The 18038-nt window shown below is 52.8% G+C and carries 18 protein-coding genes and 1 tRNA gene; 16 read left to right on the forward strand and 3 right to left on the reverse strand.

Features of this window, described 5'->3' with window-relative positions:
* Nucleotides 1-3 precede the first annotated feature (3 nt).
* Nucleotides 4-414, forward strand: a complete 411-nt coding sequence (locus tag WG219_05500; GenBank protein ID WXL26929.1) for a DUF4149 domain-containing protein — start codon at nucleotides 4-6, stop codon at nucleotides 412-414.
* A 56-nt stretch (nucleotides 415-470) separates the two neighbouring features.
* Here WG219_05500 and yhbY read toward each other — a convergent pair whose 3' ends face one another.
* Nucleotides 471-782, reverse strand: a complete 312-nt coding sequence (yhbY, locus tag WG219_05505) for a ribosome assembly RNA-binding protein YhbY (protein WXL26930.1) — start codon at nucleotides 780-782, stop codon at nucleotides 471-473.
* Between the two features lie 102 nt (nucleotides 783-884).
* On the opposite strand from yhbY, the gene rlmE reads away from it, so the two are divergent.
* From rlmE to WG219_05580, 15 genes are all read left to right on the forward strand, one after another.
* Nucleotides 885-1508, forward strand: a complete 624-nt coding sequence (rlmE, locus tag WG219_05510) for a 23S rRNA (uridine(2552)-2'-O)-methyltransferase RlmE (GenBank protein WXL26931.1) — start codon at nucleotides 885-887, stop codon at nucleotides 1506-1508.
* Between the two features lie 167 nt (nucleotides 1509-1675).
* On the forward strand, nucleotides 1676-3595 hold the full coding sequence (gene ftsH, locus WG219_05515; protein WXL26932.1) for an ATP-dependent zinc metalloprotease FtsH: 1920 nt from the start codon (nucleotides 1676-1678) through the stop codon (nucleotides 3593-3595).
* A gap of 8 nt (nucleotides 3596-3603) precedes the next feature.
* Nucleotides 3604-4455, forward strand: a complete 852-nt coding sequence (gene folP / locus WG219_05520) for a dihydropteroate synthase (protein ID WXL26933.1) — start codon at nucleotides 3604-3606, stop codon at nucleotides 4453-4455.
* Between the two features lie 14 nt (nucleotides 4456-4469).
* Nucleotides 4470-5807: a phosphoglucosamine mutase gene (glmM, locus tag WG219_05525; protein WXL26934.1), complete on the forward strand. Its 1338-nt coding sequence runs from the start codon at nucleotides 4470-4472 to the stop codon at nucleotides 5805-5807.
* A 65-nt stretch (nucleotides 5808-5872) separates the two neighbouring features.
* Complete coding sequence (gene tpiA, locus WG219_05530) at nucleotides 5873-6628, forward strand: triose-phosphate isomerase (GenBank protein ID WXL26935.1); 756 nt, start codon at nucleotides 5873-5875, stop codon at nucleotides 6626-6628.
* Nucleotides 6629-6633: 5 nt separating this feature from the next.
* Nucleotides 6634-7026, forward strand: coding sequence for a preprotein translocase subunit SecG (secG, locus tag WG219_05535; GenBank protein ID WXL26936.1), 393 nt, complete (start codon nucleotides 6634-6636; stop codon nucleotides 7024-7026).
* Between the two features lie 22 nt (nucleotides 7027-7048).
* A tRNA-Leu gene (locus WG219_05540) sits at nucleotides 7049-7134 on the forward strand.
* 292 nt (nucleotides 7135-7426) lie between these two features.
* Nucleotides 7427-7888 (forward strand): ribosome maturation factor RimP, encoded by a 462-nt coding sequence (rimP, locus tag WG219_05545; GenBank protein ID WXL26937.1) that lies wholly within the window; start codon nucleotides 7427-7429, stop codon nucleotides 7886-7888.
* Between the two features lie 47 nt (nucleotides 7889-7935).
* A complete protein-coding gene (gene nusA, locus WG219_05550; protein WXL26938.1) occupies nucleotides 7936-9417 on the forward strand; it encodes a transcription termination factor NusA in 1482 nt (493 codons plus the stop codon).
* A gap of 29 nt (nucleotides 9418-9446) precedes the next feature.
* Entirely contained in the window at nucleotides 9447-11969 is a 2523-nt protein-coding gene (infB, locus tag WG219_05555; GenBank protein ID WXL26939.1) for a translation initiation factor IF-2, read from the forward strand.
* 108 nt (nucleotides 11970-12077) lie between these two features.
* Nucleotides 12078-12482, forward strand: coding sequence for a 30S ribosome-binding factor RbfA (gene rbfA / locus WG219_05560; GenBank protein WXL26940.1), 405 nt, complete (start codon nucleotides 12078-12080; stop codon nucleotides 12480-12482).
* A 3-nt stretch (nucleotides 12483-12485) separates the two neighbouring features.
* Nucleotides 12486-13403, forward strand: coding sequence for a tRNA pseudouridine(55) synthase TruB (gene truB, locus WG219_05565; GenBank protein WXL26941.1), 918 nt, complete (start codon nucleotides 12486-12488; stop codon nucleotides 13401-13403).
* Nucleotides 13404-13553: 150 nt separating this feature from the next.
* Entirely contained in the window at nucleotides 13554-13823 is a 270-nt protein-coding gene (gene rpsO, locus WG219_05570; protein WXL26942.1) for a 30S ribosomal protein S15, read from the forward strand.
* A 211-nt stretch (nucleotides 13824-14034) separates the two neighbouring features.
* Nucleotides 14035-16140 carry a polyribonucleotide nucleotidyltransferase gene (gene pnp, locus WG219_05575; protein WXL26943.1) on the forward strand — a complete coding sequence of 702 codons (2106 nt, stop codon included), beginning with the start codon at nucleotides 14035-14037 and terminating at the stop codon, nucleotides 16138-16140.
* Nucleotides 16141-16478: 338 nt separating this feature from the next.
* Nucleotides 16479-16787: a BON domain-containing protein gene (locus WG219_05580; GenBank protein ID WXL27946.1), complete on the forward strand. Its 309-nt coding sequence runs from the start codon at nucleotides 16479-16481 to the stop codon at nucleotides 16785-16787.
* A gap of 458 nt (nucleotides 16788-17245) precedes the next feature.
* Here the strand turns inward: WG219_05580 and WG219_05585 are convergent, their stop codons facing one another.
* Both WG219_05585 and WG219_05590 read right to left on the reverse strand, forming a co-directional pair.
* Nucleotides 17246-17518, reverse strand: a complete 273-nt coding sequence (locus tag WG219_05585) for a TfoX/Sxy family protein (protein ID WXL26944.1) — start codon at nucleotides 17516-17518, stop codon at nucleotides 17246-17248.
* A gap of 123 nt (nucleotides 17519-17641) precedes the next feature.
* Nucleotides 17642-17998, reverse strand: a complete 357-nt coding sequence (locus WG219_05590) for a pentapeptide repeat-containing protein (protein ID WXL26945.1) — start codon at nucleotides 17996-17998, stop codon at nucleotides 17642-17644.
* Nucleotides 17999-18038 lie beyond the last annotated feature (40 nt).

Below are 18038 nucleotides of genomic sequence, written 5' to 3' on the forward strand. Positions count from 1 at the left end.
GGTATGCGTACTGCAGGATCAATCAGTTGGCTGCTGGCTCAGACGCTCTGGGTCGGTGGCCTCTGGTTGCTGCATTTTCTTGTTCTGCCTGCAATTGCCAAGAGCGGTATGGCGTCCTTGCTGGTTGAGGAGTTGGGATACACGCTTCGACCGCTGGTTGTAGGGCTCAGTGCTGTGTGCGTGCTGATCCAGCTCGTAGTACTGGTACGTGCGCAAGGGTTAGTCAGCCTGCTGCGTGATGTCAGGGGGCAGTTATTGCTGGCAGTAGCCGTTATGGCTGCAAGCTATTTCGTCGCTCAGCAATGGTTTGTGGGCGCGCAGTACTGGCTGATGTTTAGCTATTTAGTCATGGCGTTTGCTGGCTTGATGTTGGTGTTGCAGCCGGTGCCAGGTACGGTAGCGAACTCGCGCTAATGTCTTTGAGTGGCAAGGCTACAATCGTGAGATTGCGCCTTGCTGATGCGGAGGGATCAGGCCTGATAACGCTGAACGTTAGACAGGTTTTTATTCACCTTCGGGTTCTTGCGATAAATCAGAGCCATCTTGCCGATAACCTGTACAAGCTCAGCGTTGCCTGCTTTGCAGAGTTCATTGATGGCAGTAAGGCGATCTTCGCGCTCAATGATGCGCAGTTGAACTTTGATCAGTTCGTGATCACTAAGTGCGCGCTCGAGCTCAGCAAGAACGCCTTCGGTCAAACCGTTATCTGCCACGATCAATACAGGTTTTAGATGGTGGCCGATAGATTTGAATTGTTTCTTCTGCTCTTGAGTGAGCGGCATAATCATGTTCCTGCGTTTAATCTGGTAAAAACAGCAGGTAGTTTACCCGAGCGTCCTCGGGATCGCCCAGCTATTCATGCGTTGCACAGATAGAGGTATTGCGTGGCACGTTCCAAGACCAGTCAGCGTTGGCTGAAAGAACACTTTGATGATCCTTACGTCAAAATGGCGCAAAAGGACGGCTATCGTTCACGTGCAAGTTATAAGTTGCTGGAGATTCAGGAAAAGGATCGCATCCTTCGGCCTGGAATGACCGTGGTAGACCTTGGCGCAGCGCCAGGTGGTTGGTCGCAGGTCACCAGTCGTGTGATCGGCGATAAAGGCTGTCTGATTGCGTCAGATATTTTGGAGATGGACAGCATCCCAGATGTGACCTTTATTCAGGGGGATTTCACGGATGATGAAGTCTTCAATCGTTTGCTTGAGGCGATCGGAGAAAAGCCGGTAGACCTTGTGATTTCCGATATGGCCCCCAATATGAGTGGTGTAAGGGAAGCTGATCAGCCGCGAGCGATGTATCTGTGTGAGTTGGCCCTTGATCTTTCCACCCGTGTTCTGCGTCCGGGCGGTGACTTTTTGATCAAGATTTTCCAAGGTGAAGGCTTTGATCAATATCACAAGCAAGTGAGACAGATGTTCGAGAAGGTTCAGATGCGTAAGCCTCTGTCATCACGGGATAGATCCCGGGAGCAATACCTTCTGGCAAGAGGATTTCGTGGGATGTAACTCGTAGGCGTAAAGACGGTCGAACGAGTAAGTGCTACAAATAGGGTTACAGACAGCATCTGCAAGGTGTGGGTGTTGTGTAGTAAGTTAGGCCGGTAGATAACTGGTCGTCATGCGAAGCGCGCTTCAGCACGGGGCCTGCTTCAGAGGGTAGTTAATTGAACGACATGGCAAAGAATCTGGTCCTGTGGCTGATCATCGCCGCCGTTTTGGTCACGGTGATGAACAATTTCTCCAGCTCCGGGGAATCTAACAAGCTGAATTACTCTGAGTTCATTCAGCAAGTTCAAACCGGTAGCGTTAAGCGCGTGACGGTGGATGGCTTCATCATCAGCGGTACACGCGTAGATGGCTCTGCGTTCGAGACCGTGCGTCCGGCTATTCAGGATAACGGCCTGATCAAAGACCTGATGGACAATAACGTTGAAATCGTTGGTAAGCAGCCTGAACAGCAGAGCATCTGGACTCAGCTGTTGGTGGCCAGCTTCCCGATTCTCGTCATTATCGCTGTGTTCATGTTCTTCATGCGCCAGATGCAGGGTGGTGCAGGTGGTAAAGGCGGCCCGATGAGCTTCGGGAAAAGTAAGGCGCGCCTGTTGTCAGAGGACCAAGTGAAAACCACTTTTGCGGACGTTGCCGGCTGCGACGAGGCAAAAGAGGAAGTCAGCGAGTTGGTAGAGTTTCTGCGCGATCCGGGCAAATTCCAGCGCTTGGGTGGCCGCATCCCGCGTGGCGTATTGATGGTCGGCTCGCCAGGCACGGGTAAAACTTTGTTGGCAAAGGCTGTTGCTGGCGAAGCAAAAGTACCGTTCTTCACCATTTCCGGTTCAGACTTTGTGGAAATGTTTGTGGGTGTCGGTGCTTCCCGTGTGCGTGACATGTTTGATCAGGCAAAAAAACACGCGCCTTGCATCATCTTTATCGATGAAATTGACGCCGTTGGTCGCCATCGTGGTGCTGGCATGGGCGGTGGTCATGATGAGCGTGAGCAGACTCTTAACCAGTTACTGGTGGAGATGGATGGTTTCGAAATGAATGACGGCATTATTGTTATCGCCGCCACTAACCGTCCGGATGTGCTCGATCCAGCGTTACTTCGCCCAGGTCGCTTCGACCGTCAAGTTGTAGTGGGGCTGCCGGATATCCGCGGTCGCGAACAAATCCTCAACGTGCATATCCGTAAAGTGCCTGTGGGTGAAGATGTTGAGCCCGCTGTGATTGCACGTGGTACGCCTGGTTTCTCAGGTGCCGATTTGGCTAACTTGGTGAACGAGGCTTCGCTGTTTGCGGCACGCGCCGGTAAACGCCTCGTTGAAATGAAAGAGTTTGAGCTGGCAAAAGACAAGATCATGATGGGCGCAGAGCGCAAAACCATGGTTATGTCTGATAAGGAAAAGCTCAACACTGCGTACCACGAAGCTGGCCATGCCATCGTCGGTCGCCTGGTGCCTGAGCATGACCCGGTTTATAAAGTGTCCATTATTCCCCGTGGTCGCGCGCTGGGTGTAACCATGTTCCTGCCGGAAGAAGATCGCTACAGCCTCAGCAAGCGCGCACTTACCAGCCAGATTTGCTCACTGTTTGGTGGTCGGATTGCCGAAGAAATGACTTTGGGCTTCGACGGTGTTACTACCGGCGCATCTAACGACATTATGCGTGCCACTCAGTTGGCCAAAAACATGGTCACCAAGTGGGGCTTGTCCGAAAAGCTTGGGCCGCTGATGTATGCCGAGGAGGAGGGGGAGGTCTTCTTGGGGCGCAGCATGGGTAGCCAGCAGAGTAATGTGTCGGCAGAAACGGCCAAAATGATCGACGAAGAAGTTCGTAGCATCATCGATAGCTGCTACGACACAGCCAAACGCCTGCTCGTTGAGAATCGCGATAAGCTGGATGCGATGGCTGAAGCGCTGATGAAGTATGAAACGATTGATACTGAACAGATCGACGACATCATGAATGGAGTGCCGGTACGCGAGCCTAAGGGTTGGCAGGGTGGCAACGGTTCTTCTGGTGGTACGCCATCTGCACCGGTTGAAGCTGTTGAGACTCCTGAGAAGCCTATAGGTGGCCCTGCCGCCGAGCACTAAGGTTAGACATGTCCGTTGCTGTAACTTCCAACCGGCTGCCTTGTGGCAGCCGGTTTCTTGATTTAGGGCGCCCGCATGTAATGGGTATCCTTAATGTCACGCCTGATTCCTTTTCTGACGGTGGCCGCTTTTCACAGATTGATGCGGCATTGCGCCATGCAGAATCGATGTGTCGAGCTGGCGCAACACTGATTGATGTCGGAGGGGAATCGACTCGTCCTGGGGCGCGTCATGTTTCTGCATTAGAAGAGCTTGAGCGCGTTGCGCCAGTGGTGGAGGCTATTGCTGCTGAGCTGGATGTCATTATTTCGGTTGATACGTCCACGCCGGCTGTTATGCGCGAAGCTGCACGACTGGGGGCCGGATTGATCAATGATGTTCGTTCTCTGCAGCGCGATGGTGCACTGGATGCTGTCGCTGATACGGCGCTTCCTGTGTGTCTAATGCATATGCGTGGCGAGCCCGACAGTATGCAGTCCAACCCTCAGTACGCAGATGTGCTGGTTGAGGTTCGTGATTTTTTGTCTGAGCGTATGGCGGCCTGTGCGAAGGCCGGTATTCCGGATGAGCGGATTATTCTTGATCCCGGGTTTGGGTTTGCTAAGACGCTGGAGCACAATCTTTCCCTTTTTAGGCGGATGGACGCTCTGCATGAGCTGGGGCGGCCTCTACTCGTGGGTGTTTCGCGTAAAAGCATGATCGGTAAGGTGCTGGCTAATGAAATTGGCGAGCGTCTTTATGGCAGTCTTGCACTGGCTGCGTTGGCGGTGGCAAAAGGAGCGCACATCATACGGGTGCATGATGTTGCAGAAACAATGGACGTTGTCCGGATGATTGCTGCAGTTCAAGCGGCAGAATAAGAAAGGGGTGGAAAATGGGTAGAAAATATTTTGGAACTGACGGTATTCGTGGTCGCGTCGGTGACTTCCCAATTACTCCTGACTTTATGCTTAAGCTTGGTTGGGCAGCGGGGATGGCGTTCCGCAAACAGGGCAAATGCAGAATTCTAATCGGTAAGGACACCCGTATATCTGGCTATATGTTTGAGTCCGCACTCGAGGCAGGGCTTTCTGCTGCAGGTGCGGATGTAATGCTGTTGGGGCCGATGCCGACTCCAGCGATCGCTTATTTGACACGCACCTTTCATGCTGAGGCGGGTATCGTCATCAGTGCTTCGCACAATCCGCACCACGATAACGGAATCAAATTCTTCTCCGGGCAGGGCACCAAGCTGCCTGATGAAATTGAATTGATGATTGAAGAACTGCTGGATTCGCCGATGACGGTGGTTGAGTCTGAGCAGCTGGGTAAAGTCTCCCGGATTGTGGATGCGGCAGGTCGTTATATCGAGTTCTGTAAAGGGAGTGTACCGACGGGTACCAGCTTTGCTGGGCTGAAGGTTGTTCTAGATTGTGCCAATGGTGCGGCATATAAAGTGGCCCCGAGTGTATTTAGAGAGCTTGGGGCTAGCGTTACTGTTCTTTCCGCCGAGCCAAATGGCCTGAATATCAACGATCGCTGCGGTTCAACACATATTGAAGCGTTACAGTCTGCCGTCCTGGCGCAGCATGCAGATTTAGGGATTGCTTTCGATGGTGATGCTGACCGTGTATTGATGGTTGATCACTCTGGGGCAGTTGTTGATGGGGATGAGCTGCTCTTCATTATTGCGCGCGATATGCATGAGCGCGGAAAGCTTCAGGGTGGGGTCGTCGGTACTTTGATGAGCAATCTTGGCCTCGAATTAGCGTTGGCTGATTTGGGTGTGCCATTTGTTCGCGCCAAGGTTGGAGATCGCTACGTGATTGCTGAGCTGCTTGAGCGTGGTTGGCTGATCGGTGGCGAAAACTCTGGGCATTTGGTTTGCTTCCAGCATACGACCACTGGGGATGCGATTATTGCAGCTCTGCAGGTCCTGATGGCGCTTAAGCGTCGCGGTCAGACACTGGGTGAGGCTCGACTAGGTATGCGTAAGTGTCCGCAGGTGCTAGTGAATGTTCGCTACTCGGGGGCACATGATCCGTTGGAGCATCCGGCGGTTAAGGATGCGAGCGCTCGGGTGACAGACGCCATGGCTGGTAAGGGGCGTGTCTTGTTGCGCAAATCCGGCACGGAGCCGCTGGTTCGAGTAATGGTCGAAGGTGACGATGAAGGGCAGGTGCGTGGTTATGCCGAGAGTCTCGCCAAAGTAGTTACTGATGTATGTGCTTGATTTTACTTGCCAGTTATAAAAGCTTTGAGTAATATCTGCGGCCTCTTTGACCGACGAGGTAAAGCATGCGTCGCCCAATGGTAGCTGGTAACTGGAAAATGTACGGTACCCGCGCTAGCGTCGCAGAGCTGATTGGTGGTCTTAACCAGCAGGCTTTGCCCGCTGGGGTGGATGTAGCAGTGTTTCCTGTATATGTACATCTTGAGCAGGCTCATCATGGGCTTAAAGCTAAGGGTGTTGCAATTGGGGCGCAGAATTGTGCATTCCAATATGAGCAGGGGGCCCTTACTGGCGAGGTCTCCTCGGGTCAGTTGGCGGATCTAGGCTGTGGCTTTGTTCTGGTTGGTCACTCGGAGCGGAGATCTATTCTCGGTGAGAGTGACGAGTTGATCTGCAAGAAGTTTGCAGCAACCCAGGCAGCAGGGCTGGTGCCTGTTCTCTGTGTAGGCGAGACGCTTGATCAGCGTAATGCTGGTGAGACGTTAGCTGTTGTGTCTGCGCAGTTGGAAGCTGTTGTCGGTGTGTTGGGGGTGGGTGTGCTGGCTAATGCAGTCATCGCCTATGAGCCAGTCTGGGCTATTGGGACTGGTCTAACTGCTACACCGCAGCAAGCCCAGGAGGTTCATGCCAATATTCGTTCGCAAATAGCGGCGAGGGATGAAGCTTTAGCGGGTGGTGTGAGAATTCTTTATGGTGGAAGTGTTAAAGCCGCCAATGCTGCCGAACTTTTCGGTATGCCAGATATAGATGGGGGGCTTGTAGGTGGTGCCTCTCTGAATGCGGATGAGTTCGGTGCGATTTGTCGCGCCGCAGGAAGCTAAAAAAAATGCTGGAAACAGTAATTGTTGTTCTTCATCTGCTGGCTGCAATTGGTGTTGTACTGCTGGTTTTGCTGCAGCAGGGTAAGGGTGCTGATGCAGGTGCATCGTTTGGTGCAGGTGCTTCGGCAACTGTGTTTGGTAGCCAAGGTAGCTCTACCTTTTTGAGTCGAGTTACTGCTATACTGGCAACCGCTTTTTTCATTACTAGCTTGGGTTTAGGCTATTTTGCTAAAGAGAAATCTGATGTAATCTCTCAGCAAGGATTACCTGATCCGGCAGTGTTGGAAGTGAAGAAAGAAGCTGCACCGGTTGTTGAGGATGTCCCGGTTCTTGAAGCGCAAAAACCTGCTCAAGAAGCTCAAGATGTACCTCAGTCTGAAGATGCAGGCAGTAAGTAAGGTTTAGGTTTCAAACGATTTTGCCGAGGTGGTGGAATTGGTAGACACGCTACCTTGAGGTGGTAGTGGCCATAGGCTGTAGGGGTTCGAGTCCCCTCCTCGGTACCAATCTACAAGAAGGCCCGCAGTTTGCGGGCCTTCTTGTTACTGGGCTTAGATTGACCCTCCTTTGTCTTGGGTCGTATAATCCCTAAATCAGTTTTAATGTGGGATATGGCAATTTAGGTTGTTCCAAGGGTTTACCCTGAGACTGGATTCCGGTCACCGCATTGAATTGCAAAGGAGCCCCTCGATAGGGGCTTTTTGCTAGCTGAGTCATAGCTTTTCCAGCTTCTATAGCTGGTTTGACGATGGGCGTTTCGCCCATTTTTTATTTTTACAGCATGCGCGAGGGCTTCAAGTGTCGAGCAAGCTAGAACAGTTGCAGGCCATGGTGGCCCCGGTTATCGAAGCACTTGGCTACGAGTGTTGGGGGGTCGAGTTCCTGTCGCAGGGACGACATTCTCTGCTTCGAATTTATATTGATAAACAACCCGATGGCGTGGTTATTGATGATTGCGAGATCGTCAGTCGCCAAGTCAGCGCTGTACTGGATGTAGAGGATCCGATTACCTCTGAGTACACGCTTGAGGTGTCATCGCCAGGCATGGACAGACCACTGTTCACGCTTGAACAGTTTGCTTCCCACGCGGGTGAGCAAGTGAAGATCAAGTTGCGCTCTCCTTTTGAGGGGCGGCGTAACTTCCAGGGGCTTCTTCGTGGTGTCGAAGAGCAGGATGTAGTGGTGCAAGTGGATGACCACGAGTTTCTGTTGCCGATCGAAATGATCGACAAGGCCAACATTATCCCAAGGTTTGACTGAGACGCGGATCCCGCGGATCCAACGGATTGCGAAAGGCGAGGCGTACGATGAGCAAAGAAGTACTGCTGGTTGTTGAGTCGGTATCCAACGAAAAGGGTGTACCGGCAGGCGTTATTTTTGAGGCCCTGGAGCTTGCTCTGGCCACTGCTACAAAGAAGCGTTTTGAGGACGAGGTCGATCTGCGTGTGGTGATCAATCGCCACAATGGTAGCTACGAGACCTTCCGCCGCTGGACAGTAGTGGATGACAGTAATTTTGATGACCCTGCACATCAGGTCACTGTTGATATGCCTCGCGCCATGGAAGCGAAGGCTAAACTGGGGGATGTGCTCGAAGAGCAGATTGAATCCATTGAGTTTGGTCGAATCGCTGCGCAAACCGCTAAGCAAGTGATCGTACAGAAGGTCCGTGAGGCCGAGCGTGCTCAGGTTGTTGACGCCTATCGTGAGCGGCTGGGTGAAATTATCTCCGGGACGGTCAAGAAGGTTACGCGTGATAGCGTAATTGTTGATCTTGGCAACAATGCAGAGGCCTTGCTGGCACGTGAGGACATCATTTCCCGCGAGACCTTCCGTGTTGGTGTACGCCTGCGTGCACTGTTGAAAGAAATTCGTACAGAGAATCGTGGTCCTCAGCTGATCCTTTCCCGTACTGCGCCTGAAATGCTGATTGAGTTGTTCCGCATTGAGGTACCGGAAATTGCTGAAGGCCTGATCGAAGTCATGGGGGCGTCCCGTGACCCGGGTTCGCGGGCCAAATTGGCCGTGCGTTCTAAAGATAAGCGCATCGATCCGCAAGGTGCCTGTATTGGTATGCGTGGTTCCCGCGTGCAAGCCGTTTCCGGTGAGCTGGCGGGTGAGCGTGTAGACATTGTGCTGTGGGATGAAAACCCGGCGCAATTTGTGATCAACGCCATGTCGCCGGCAGAAGTTGCCGCGATCATCGTCGATGAAGATGCCCATGCTATGGACATCGCGGTTGCTGCAGACAACTTAGCCCAGGCCATTGGTCGTGGAGGTCAGAATGTTCGCCTAGCCAGTCAGTTGACTGGCTGGACCCTGAACGTGATGACTGAGGCTGATATTCAGGCTAAGCAGCAGGCAGAAACCGGCGACATCCTTCAGTGCTTCATTGATGAACTCGGGGTGGATGAAGAACTGGCGCAGGTGTTGGTCGAAGAGGGCTTTACTAGCCTGGAAGAAATTGCCTATGTGCCGATGGAAGAAATGCTCAGCATCGACGGTTTCGACGAAGATATCGTGACCGAGCTGCGCGCCCGCGCTAAAGATCGTTTGCTGACTAAAGCCATCGCCAATGAGGAGAAACTGGCAGATGCCCACCCAGCCGACGACTTGCTCGCCCTCGAGGGGATGGATAAGGCACTTGCCCATGAACTGGCGGTGCGCGGCGTAATCAACCGCGAAGACCTGGCCGAGCAGTCTATTGATGATCTGCTCGATATCGAAGGTATCGACGAAGAGCGAGCTGGCAAGTTGATCATGGCCGCTCGAGCCCATTGGTTCGAGTAAGCGCTGTAGCGGCCTGAGGAGAGGAATGCATGACGCAAGTCACGGTTAAAGAACTGGCCCAAGTGGTCAATACTCCGGTTGAGCGTCTGTTGCAGCAAATGAGTGAAGCGGGTTTGCCGCACACTAAAGCTGAACAGACGGTCACCGATAGTGAGAAGCAGGCCTTGTTGGCCCATCTCAAAAGTAGTCATGGTGATAAGGTGGAAGAGCCGCGCAAGATTACCCTGCAGCGCAAAACTACCAGTACGTTACGTGTAGCAGGTAGCAAGACCATCAGTGTTGAAGTGCGCAAGAAAAAGACATTCGTCAAGCGCAGTGCTGAAGAGCTTGAAGCAGAAAAACAGCGTGAGCTGGCCGAGCAGCGTGCCGCTGCTGAAGCCGCTGAAGCAGAACGCGCCCGTATCAAGGCTGAAGAAGAGGCTAAGCGTCGCGAGGCAGAGGAAGCTGAGCGTGCTGCGGCTAAGCAGGCTGAACCAGTTGCGGCTGAGGCTCCAGTTGTTGAGTCCCCAGCTGTTGTTGTGGATGAAGTACCTGAAGTTGTTGCGCCTGTAGTTGAAGAGCGCAAGAAGGATGATTCCCGCCGTGCTGAAAAAGGCCGTAATGACGATGCAGATCGTCGTGGTGGCGAGCGCAAAGCGGCTCAGCATCGTCCTTCGGTTAAAGAAAAGGCGCCAGCTCCGCGCGTAGCCCCACGTACTATCGACGAAGAAAGCGATGGCTTCCGTCGTGGTGGCCGTGGTGGCAAGGCTAAGCTGAAAAAGCGCAACCAACATGGTTTCCAGAACCCAACTGGCCCGATCGTTCGTGACGTGGTGATTGGCGAAACCATTACCGTTGGTGAGTTGGCGCAGCAGATGTCTGTGAAGGCTGCTGAAGTCATCAAGTTCATGTTTAAGCTGGGTACCCCGGTAACCATTAACCAAGTTCTGGATCAGGAAACTGCCCAGTTGGTTGCTGAGGAACTGGGGCACAAGGTCAAGCTGGTTAGCGATAACGTGCTTGAAGAGCAGCTGGCTGAGTCCCTCAAAATTGAGGGTGAGGCTATTGCCCGTGCACCGGTTGTTACCGTTATGGGTCACGTTGACCACGGTAAGACCTCGCTGCTCGACTACATACGTCGTGCCAAGGTAGCTTCCGGTGAGGCTGGTGGTATTACTCAGCACATCGGTGCTTACCACGTAGAAACTGATCGCGGCATGATCACGTTCCTCGACACTCCGGGTCACGCGGCGTTCACCGCTATGCGTGCCCGTGGTGCCAAGGCCACCGACATCGTGATTCTGGTTGTGGCTGCTGACGATGGTGTCATGCCGCAAACTCAAGAAGCGGTACAGCATGCTAAAGCAGCTGGTGTGCCGATCGTTGTTGCAATCAACAAGATCGACAAGCCTGAAGCGAATCCGGACAACATCAAGAACGGCTTGGCGGCCCTTGATGTGATCCCGGAAGAGTGGGGCGGTGATGCGCCATATATCCCTGTCTCTGCTAAGCAGGGTACCGGTATTGATGAACTGCTTGAAGCTGTTCTGCTGCAAGCTGAGGTTCTCGAACTGAAGGCCATGCCATCCATTCCAGGTCGTGGTGTTGTTGTTGAATCACGCCTTGATAAAGGCCGTGGTCCGGTTGCAACCGTGCTGGTACAGGACGGTACTCTGCGCCAGGGTGACATGGTGTTGGTTGGCTCCAACTATGGCCGTATCCGTGCCATGCTGGACGAAAACGGCAAGACCATCAAAGAAGCTGGTCCGTCGATCCCGGTCGAGATCTTGGGTCTTGACGGTACTCCAGATGCTGGTGACGACATGACTGTGGTTGCCGACGAGAAGAAAGCGCGTGAAATCGCTCTGTTCCGTCAAGGCAAGTTCCGCGAGGTCAAGTTGGCCCGTGCGCAGGCTGGCAAGCTTGAGAATATCTTTGAGACCATGGGTCAAGAAGAGAAGAAAACCCTCAACATCGTCCTTAAGGCCGACGTGCGTGGTTCTCTGGAAGCGTTGCAAGGCTCGCTCAGCAATCTGGGTAATGACGAAGTTCAAGTTCGCGTCGTAGCGGGCGGTGTAGGTGGTATCACTGAGTCTGATGCCAACCTGGCTCTGGCTTCGAATGCTGTTCTGTTCGGCTTCAACGTGCGTGCTGATGCAGGTGCTCGTAAGATCGTCGAGCAAGAAGGTCTGGATATGCGTTACTACAACGTAATCTACGACATCATTGAGGACGTGAAGAAAGCCCTCACCGGCATGCTCGGCAGTGATGTTCGCGAGAACATTCTGGGTGTTGCTGAAGTTCGTGACGTATTCCGCTCGCCGAAGTTCGGTGCGATTGCCGGTTGCATGGTGATCGAAGGTACTGTGTACCGTAACCGTCCGATTCGCGTTCTGCGTGAAGACGTGGTGATCTTCGAAGGTGAGCTTGAGTCGCTGCGCCGCTTCAAAGACGATGCTTCCGAAGTCCGTAATGGGATGGAATGTGGTATCGGCGTGAAGAGCTACAATGACGTCAAGGTCGGTGACAAGATCGAAGTCTTCGAGAAAGTCCAGGTGGCTCGCAGCCTGTAAGCTATAGCCGCTCTATGCAGCGCCCGGTCCCGCTTCCGCGAGGCCGGGCGTTTGCCGCTTATAAGTCCACAGCATTTTCAGGCTGTGCGATGAATGAAGGTAATCGAAATGGCCAAAGAATTTAGCCGCGCCCAGCGCATCGGTGATCAAATTCAGCGTGAACTAGCGCAATTGATCCGTATGGAAGTCAAAGACCCACGTCTGGGTGGTCTGGTTACCGTGACCGCTGTTGATGTAAGCCGAGACGGCAGTCATGCCAAGGTCTTTGTGACTGTTATGGGCGGAGAGATTGAGGAGAACCCAGAAGCGCTTGCGCAAAGCATGAAAGTGCTGAATGACGCCAGCGGCTTCCTGCGTATGCAGCTGGGGCGAGTGATGAAGCTCCGTAGCGTGCCGAGTCTGCGTTTTTATTACGACGAAAGCGTTGTCCGTGGTGCTCAGCTTTCGGCTCTTATTGAGCGGGCTGTCAGTGAAGATCGTCAGCATGGCGATGGTGCTGAGTCCAAGGAGTAAGCGGTGGCACAGGTTAAGCGTATTCGCCGTTCTGTTGACGGCATCATTCTTCTCGATAAGCCCCGTGGCTTTAGCTCCAACGCTGCATTGCAAAAAGTACGTTGGTTGCTAAATGCTGAGAAAGCTGGGCACACCGGTAGTCTGGATCCTCTGGCGACAGGTGTGTTGCCATTGTGCTTTGGTGAAGCCACAAAGTTCTCACAGTACCTGTTGGATGCTGACAAGGGCTATGAAACGCTGATGCAGTTAGGTGTCACCACTAATACTGCAGATGCTGAAGGGGAGGTGCTTGAGCGCCGCCCTGTTACCGTTGGTCGCACTGAGATTGAGGCGCTGCTGCCGGGTTTTCGTGGTGAAATCAGTCAGATACCTCCGATGTACTCGGCACTCAAACGCGATGGGCAGCCTCTTTATAAGCTCGCTCGTGCAGGTGAGGTAGTGGAGCGTGAGCCGCGTTCTGTTACTATTAGCCGGCTGGAACTGCTCAGTTGTGAAGGTGACCAGGTTCGTCTGGCTGTAGATTGCAGCAAAGGAACCTACATTCGTACGCTAGTCGAGGACATCGGGCGAGAATTAGGCTGTGGGGCGCATGTAGCAGAGCTGCGTAGAACCAAAGCCGGTCCGTTTGATTTACAGCGCACAGTGACCCTTGAAGAGCTTGAGCGGGTACATGCTGAGGGCGGTAATGAAGCTGTTGATCAGTTTCTGCTCCCTGTAGACAGCGGTTTGCAAGATTGGCCGCTGCTTAGCTTTACAGAACACAGTTCGTTTTACTGGCTGCAAGGCCAGCCAGTTCGCGCTACGGATGCTCCCAAGTATGGGATGGTTCGGGTGCAAGATCATAACGGTCGCTTCCTGGGTATAGGGGAAGTGACTGATGACGGGCGCATTGCGCCACGTCGACTTATTCGGTCTGCATGACCGTTGCGCAGGTTCGGGGTTTCGGCTCCTGCCTGCGGGAATCGAGGGTGGCTGTTAATAGGCACGGTCATCTCTCATTTTTAAACACGGGAAGTAATTCCCGGCCTATTGCAGCTGCTTCGGCAGTTGCTTAACTGAGAGGATTGCCCCATGGCACTCAGCGTTGAAGAAAAAGCCCAGATTGTTAACGATTACAAACAAGCTGAAGGCGACACTGGTAGCCCTGAAGTACAAGTTGCTCTGTTGACTGCAAACATCAACAAGCTGCAAGGTCACTTCAAAGCCAACGGTAAAGATCACCACTCCCGTCGTGGTCTGATCCGCATGGTTAACCAGCGTCGTAAGCTGCTGGACTACCTGAAAGGTAAGGACACCAGCCGTTACAGCGCCCTGATCGGTCGCCTGGGTCTGCGTCGCTAAGCAATGCTTAAGCGTAGCTGACTGCCGAAGCTGGAAGTGGGGAGTGCCCCGCTTCCAGCTTTTGCTTTTTCTGCTTTTGCTGTTTTTGGACGACAGCGGGTCCGACACCCGTAATCGCCCACGAATTCTGTAAGACCCGCAGCGGGTGGTGGCACAGCTGCGGTAGGTAAGAACCGTTTCCCCCAAAGGCAACAAAGAGAAGGAAAAAACCGTGAACCCGGTAATTAAGAAGTTCCAGTTCGGTCAGTCGACCGTTACCCTCGAAACTGGTCGCATCGCCCGTCAGGCATCCGGTGCTGTACTGGTTTCCATTGATGATGACGTGACCGTTCTGGTTGCAGTAACAGGCGCCAAGTCTGCCGACCCAGGTAAAGACTTTTTCCCGCTGTCTGTTCACTATCAGGAAAAGACCTACGCTGCAGGCAAGATCCCAGGTGGTTTCTTCAAGCGTGAGGCTCGTCCTTCTGAAAAAGAAACGCTGACTTCCCGTCTCATCGACCGCCCAATCCGTCCGCTCTTCCCGGAAGGTTTCTACAACGAAGTACAGGTGATCTGTACTGTCGTTTCCACCAGCAAGAAAACTGATCCGGACATCGCTGCGATGATCGGTACATCAGCTGCTCTGGCTATTTCGGGTATTCCATTCAATGGCCCGATCGGTGCAGCACGCGTAGCCTTCCACCCTGAGACAGGCTACCTGCTGAACCCGAATTACGAGCAACTCAAGGCTTCGAGCCTGGACATGGTGGTTGCCGGTACCAAAGATGCGGTACTGATGGTTGAGTCCGAAGCTCAGGAACTCACCGAAGACCAAATGCTGGGCGCTGTTCTGTTTGCCCACGATGAATTCCAAGTTGTGATCGACGCTGTTAACGAGTTGGCTGCCGAGGCGGGTAAACCAACTTGGGATTGGCAACCAGCTGCAGCTAACACTGCACTGCTCGACGCAATTCGTGGCGAGTTCGGCGACGCGATTTCTCAGGCTTACACCATCACCGTCAAGCAAGAGCGTTATGCCCGCCTGGGTGAGCTGCGTGAAGCGGCCGTGGCTAAGCTGTCAGGTGAAGAGGGTCAGCCTTCTGCCGGTGAAGTAAAAGACGCTTTCGGTGAAATCGAATACCGCACTGTTCGTGAGAACATTGTAAATGGCAAGCCACGTATCGATGGCCGTGACACGCGCACTGTCCGTCCTCTGAACATCGAAGTTGGTGTTCTGGACAAGACCCACGGTTCAGCACTGTTTACCCGTGGCGAAACCCAGGCTTTGGTCGTTGCCACATTGGGTACTGCCCGTGATGCACAGCTGCTGGATACCCTTGAAGGTGAGAAGAAAGACAGCTTCATGCTGCACTACAACTTCCCTCCGTATTCGGTGGGTGAGTGTGGTCGTATGGGCGCTACTGGCCGTCGTGAGATCGGTCATGGTCGTCTGGCACGCCGTGGTGTGGCTGCAATGCTGCCTAAGGCTGATGAGTTCCCGTACACCATCCGTGTAGTTTCTGAAATCACTGAGTCCAACGGCTCATCTTCTATGGCCTCTGTTTGCGGTGCATCTCTGGCGCTGATGGATGCAGGCGTACCGATGAAAGCACCGGTTGCGGGTATCGCGATGGGGCTGGTGAAAGAGGGTGAGAAATTCGCCGTTCTGACCGATATTCTGGGTGACGAGGATCACCTGGGCGACATGGACTTCAAAGTAGCCGGTACCGCTAATGGCGTGACTGCACTGCAAATGGATATCAAAATCCAGGGCATTACTGAAGAAATCATGGAAATCGCCTTGGGTCAGGCGCTCGAAGCGCGTCTGAATATCCTCGGTCAGATGAACCAGGTGATCGCTCAGTCCCGTAGCGAGCTGTCAGAAAACGCTCCGACGATGCTGGCGATGAAGATTGACCAAGACAAGATCCGTGATGTGATTGGTAAGGGTGGTGCAACCATTCGTGCCATCTGTGAAGAAACCAAGGCTTCGATTGATATCGAAGATGACGGCTCGATCAAGATCTTCGGTGAAACCAAAGATGCTGCTGAGGCTGCTCGCCAACGCGTTCTCAGCATCACTGCTGAAGCTGAAGTCGGTAAGATCTATGTGGGTAAAGTCGAGCGTATCGTTGATTTCGGCGCGTTCGTAAACATCCTGCCAGGTAAGGACGGTCTGGTGCACATCTCCATGCTGAGCGATGCTCGTGTTGAGAAAGTGACTGACGTGCTTAAAGAAGGTCAAGAAGTTGAAGTATTGGTTCTGGACGTGGACAACCGCGGTCGTATCAAGCTGTCCATCAAAGATGTGGCTGCTGCCAAAGCTTCTGGCGTCTGATCGCGTCTAAACTGGCGATCATAAAAAGAGGGCCCTTGAGGCCCTCTTTTTTTGCTTTTGAATAGGGTATGGCCTAGCAGTGGCACTCGTGCAATCTGCCTGACTAGTTTGTTCAAGCGTGCAGAGTGCAATGTTTGGGTGTTGCATGTTGCTTTACAACCATCTGTTTTTTAAAAGAAAAATATATTCATTTGGTTGGCATGCCACTTGCGATAGAGATTCTGAACTGCCGAATTGGGATTCGGTAGATTGATCAATCCATGCAGGAGGCGACAGTCATGAAATTACCAATCAAACAATACGCAGCCGTTACTATTGCTTCAGGCTTAATAAGCGTGATGTTGGCAGGGCAAGCGATGGCTGAGGGTACACGCGCCGCTCAGCCGGTCATGCTGGCCGCAGAGACGACTTTGAACAAAGCGGAAGACGCAGTGACCGATACCTGGATCACCAGCAAGGTCAAATCGACATTCCTCGCAGATAGCAACCTGAGCGGCATCGATATCAAAGTCGAAACCAATAAAGGTGTGGTTTCTTTGTCTGGCGTTGTGGCAACTTCAGCTGAGCGCGATTTGGCAATCGCTAAGGCTTCTGAAATTAAAGGTGTTAAAGCTGTCGCAGCTGACGCTCTGAAGACCGCAGATTAAAAGCAAGAATGAGCCAGGCATACACCTGGCTCTGACCCCCGTTGTAAGTTAGACCGCCTAGCCGGTTCGAATGCCCGCCTCATTTCAAGTTATAAACTCATATAAACAAAAGTGCCTCCATGTGTCCTCTGCGGCAGTCTTAACAGCTGTCGGTGGGCAATTTAGGCGTAAGGGGCTTTATTACAGGCAAAAAAAGACCCGGCAAAGTGCCGGGTCAAAAACCGTGATTAGCCTGATGAGGAGATAACCTGAAGAGTCCGACTGAAGGTCTCTAGAGCTTATCGGCTGATCTCGCGACCAGTTGAGATAATAATAACAATTCTCATTTGCATGTCAACACAAAGTACACACTTTTTTGCGCATTGATTCGTACAGCCCTTTGCGGCGCATGGGAGGGGCTGATGGATGGAGGTGGTTGCGAGCATCTTCCTGCGTGTATTCGCCGATAGTCATAGTTATCAGGCTTTACTGCGTGCAGTGAGATTTTCCAGCTGCTTGTCGAGGTCTGCTTTCTGCTGCGGGGACAGGTCGTTCCAATGAATGTCTTGCAGAGCCCCTTCCATTGCATACAACAGGACTTTTGACGCCCTGAACCCACGTGCACGTACAGCATGATAAGCACTGACGGGGCCGAGTCGACGTAGGTCGTTGGCATTATGGATACCAACGGCGTGCAGCCAAAGGACGGAAGTTTTTCCTAGATTCTTCAAATTGATCAATTCGTCACTCATCTGACATCTCAACAGCAGGACTTATTCTGAATAGGTGTTGGCAAACGCTTTCATTATAAACGATGGTGCCAGAATTGTGGCGTTTTGCCTTTTTTGAAATCCTGTTGCGTGCTGTGTGACGAATTAATGGCGTTTGAATGGCTGATGCGTCCGGTAACGAAGGCGTGTGCCGAAGTTGACTGATATTAGGATCTCGTCTGCAGTCACTGCAGTAGGAAAGTAAGTGCCTAATATCTGTACCTGAGCAAGGCTGGCGCCTTCCAGTAGGCAGGTACGCAGATCAAACCCGCGCAGATCGGCACCGCTGAAATAGGCATTGCTAAAATCGATATTGTTTGGGTTTAGGGAAGGCAGATCCAAGCCTCGAAAGTCATCGTTGCTTAGGTCGACGTTATGGGGGCGCTGCGTGTTGAATGCCCCTAATTCCTCATCACGAATGAGCACATAGAGTTGGCTATTCAATTGCCGTGGTGTACTCATGGGAACTCTCCTAGGAGCCGTCCCCATGAGTATAGAGCTG

Origin of the sequence: Pseudomonas mendocina (assembly GCA_037482215.1) — a bacterium.
In the GTDB taxonomy this organism is placed as follows: domain Bacteria; phylum Pseudomonadota; class Gammaproteobacteria; order Pseudomonadales; family Pseudomonadaceae; genus Aquipseudomonas; species Aquipseudomonas mendocina_E.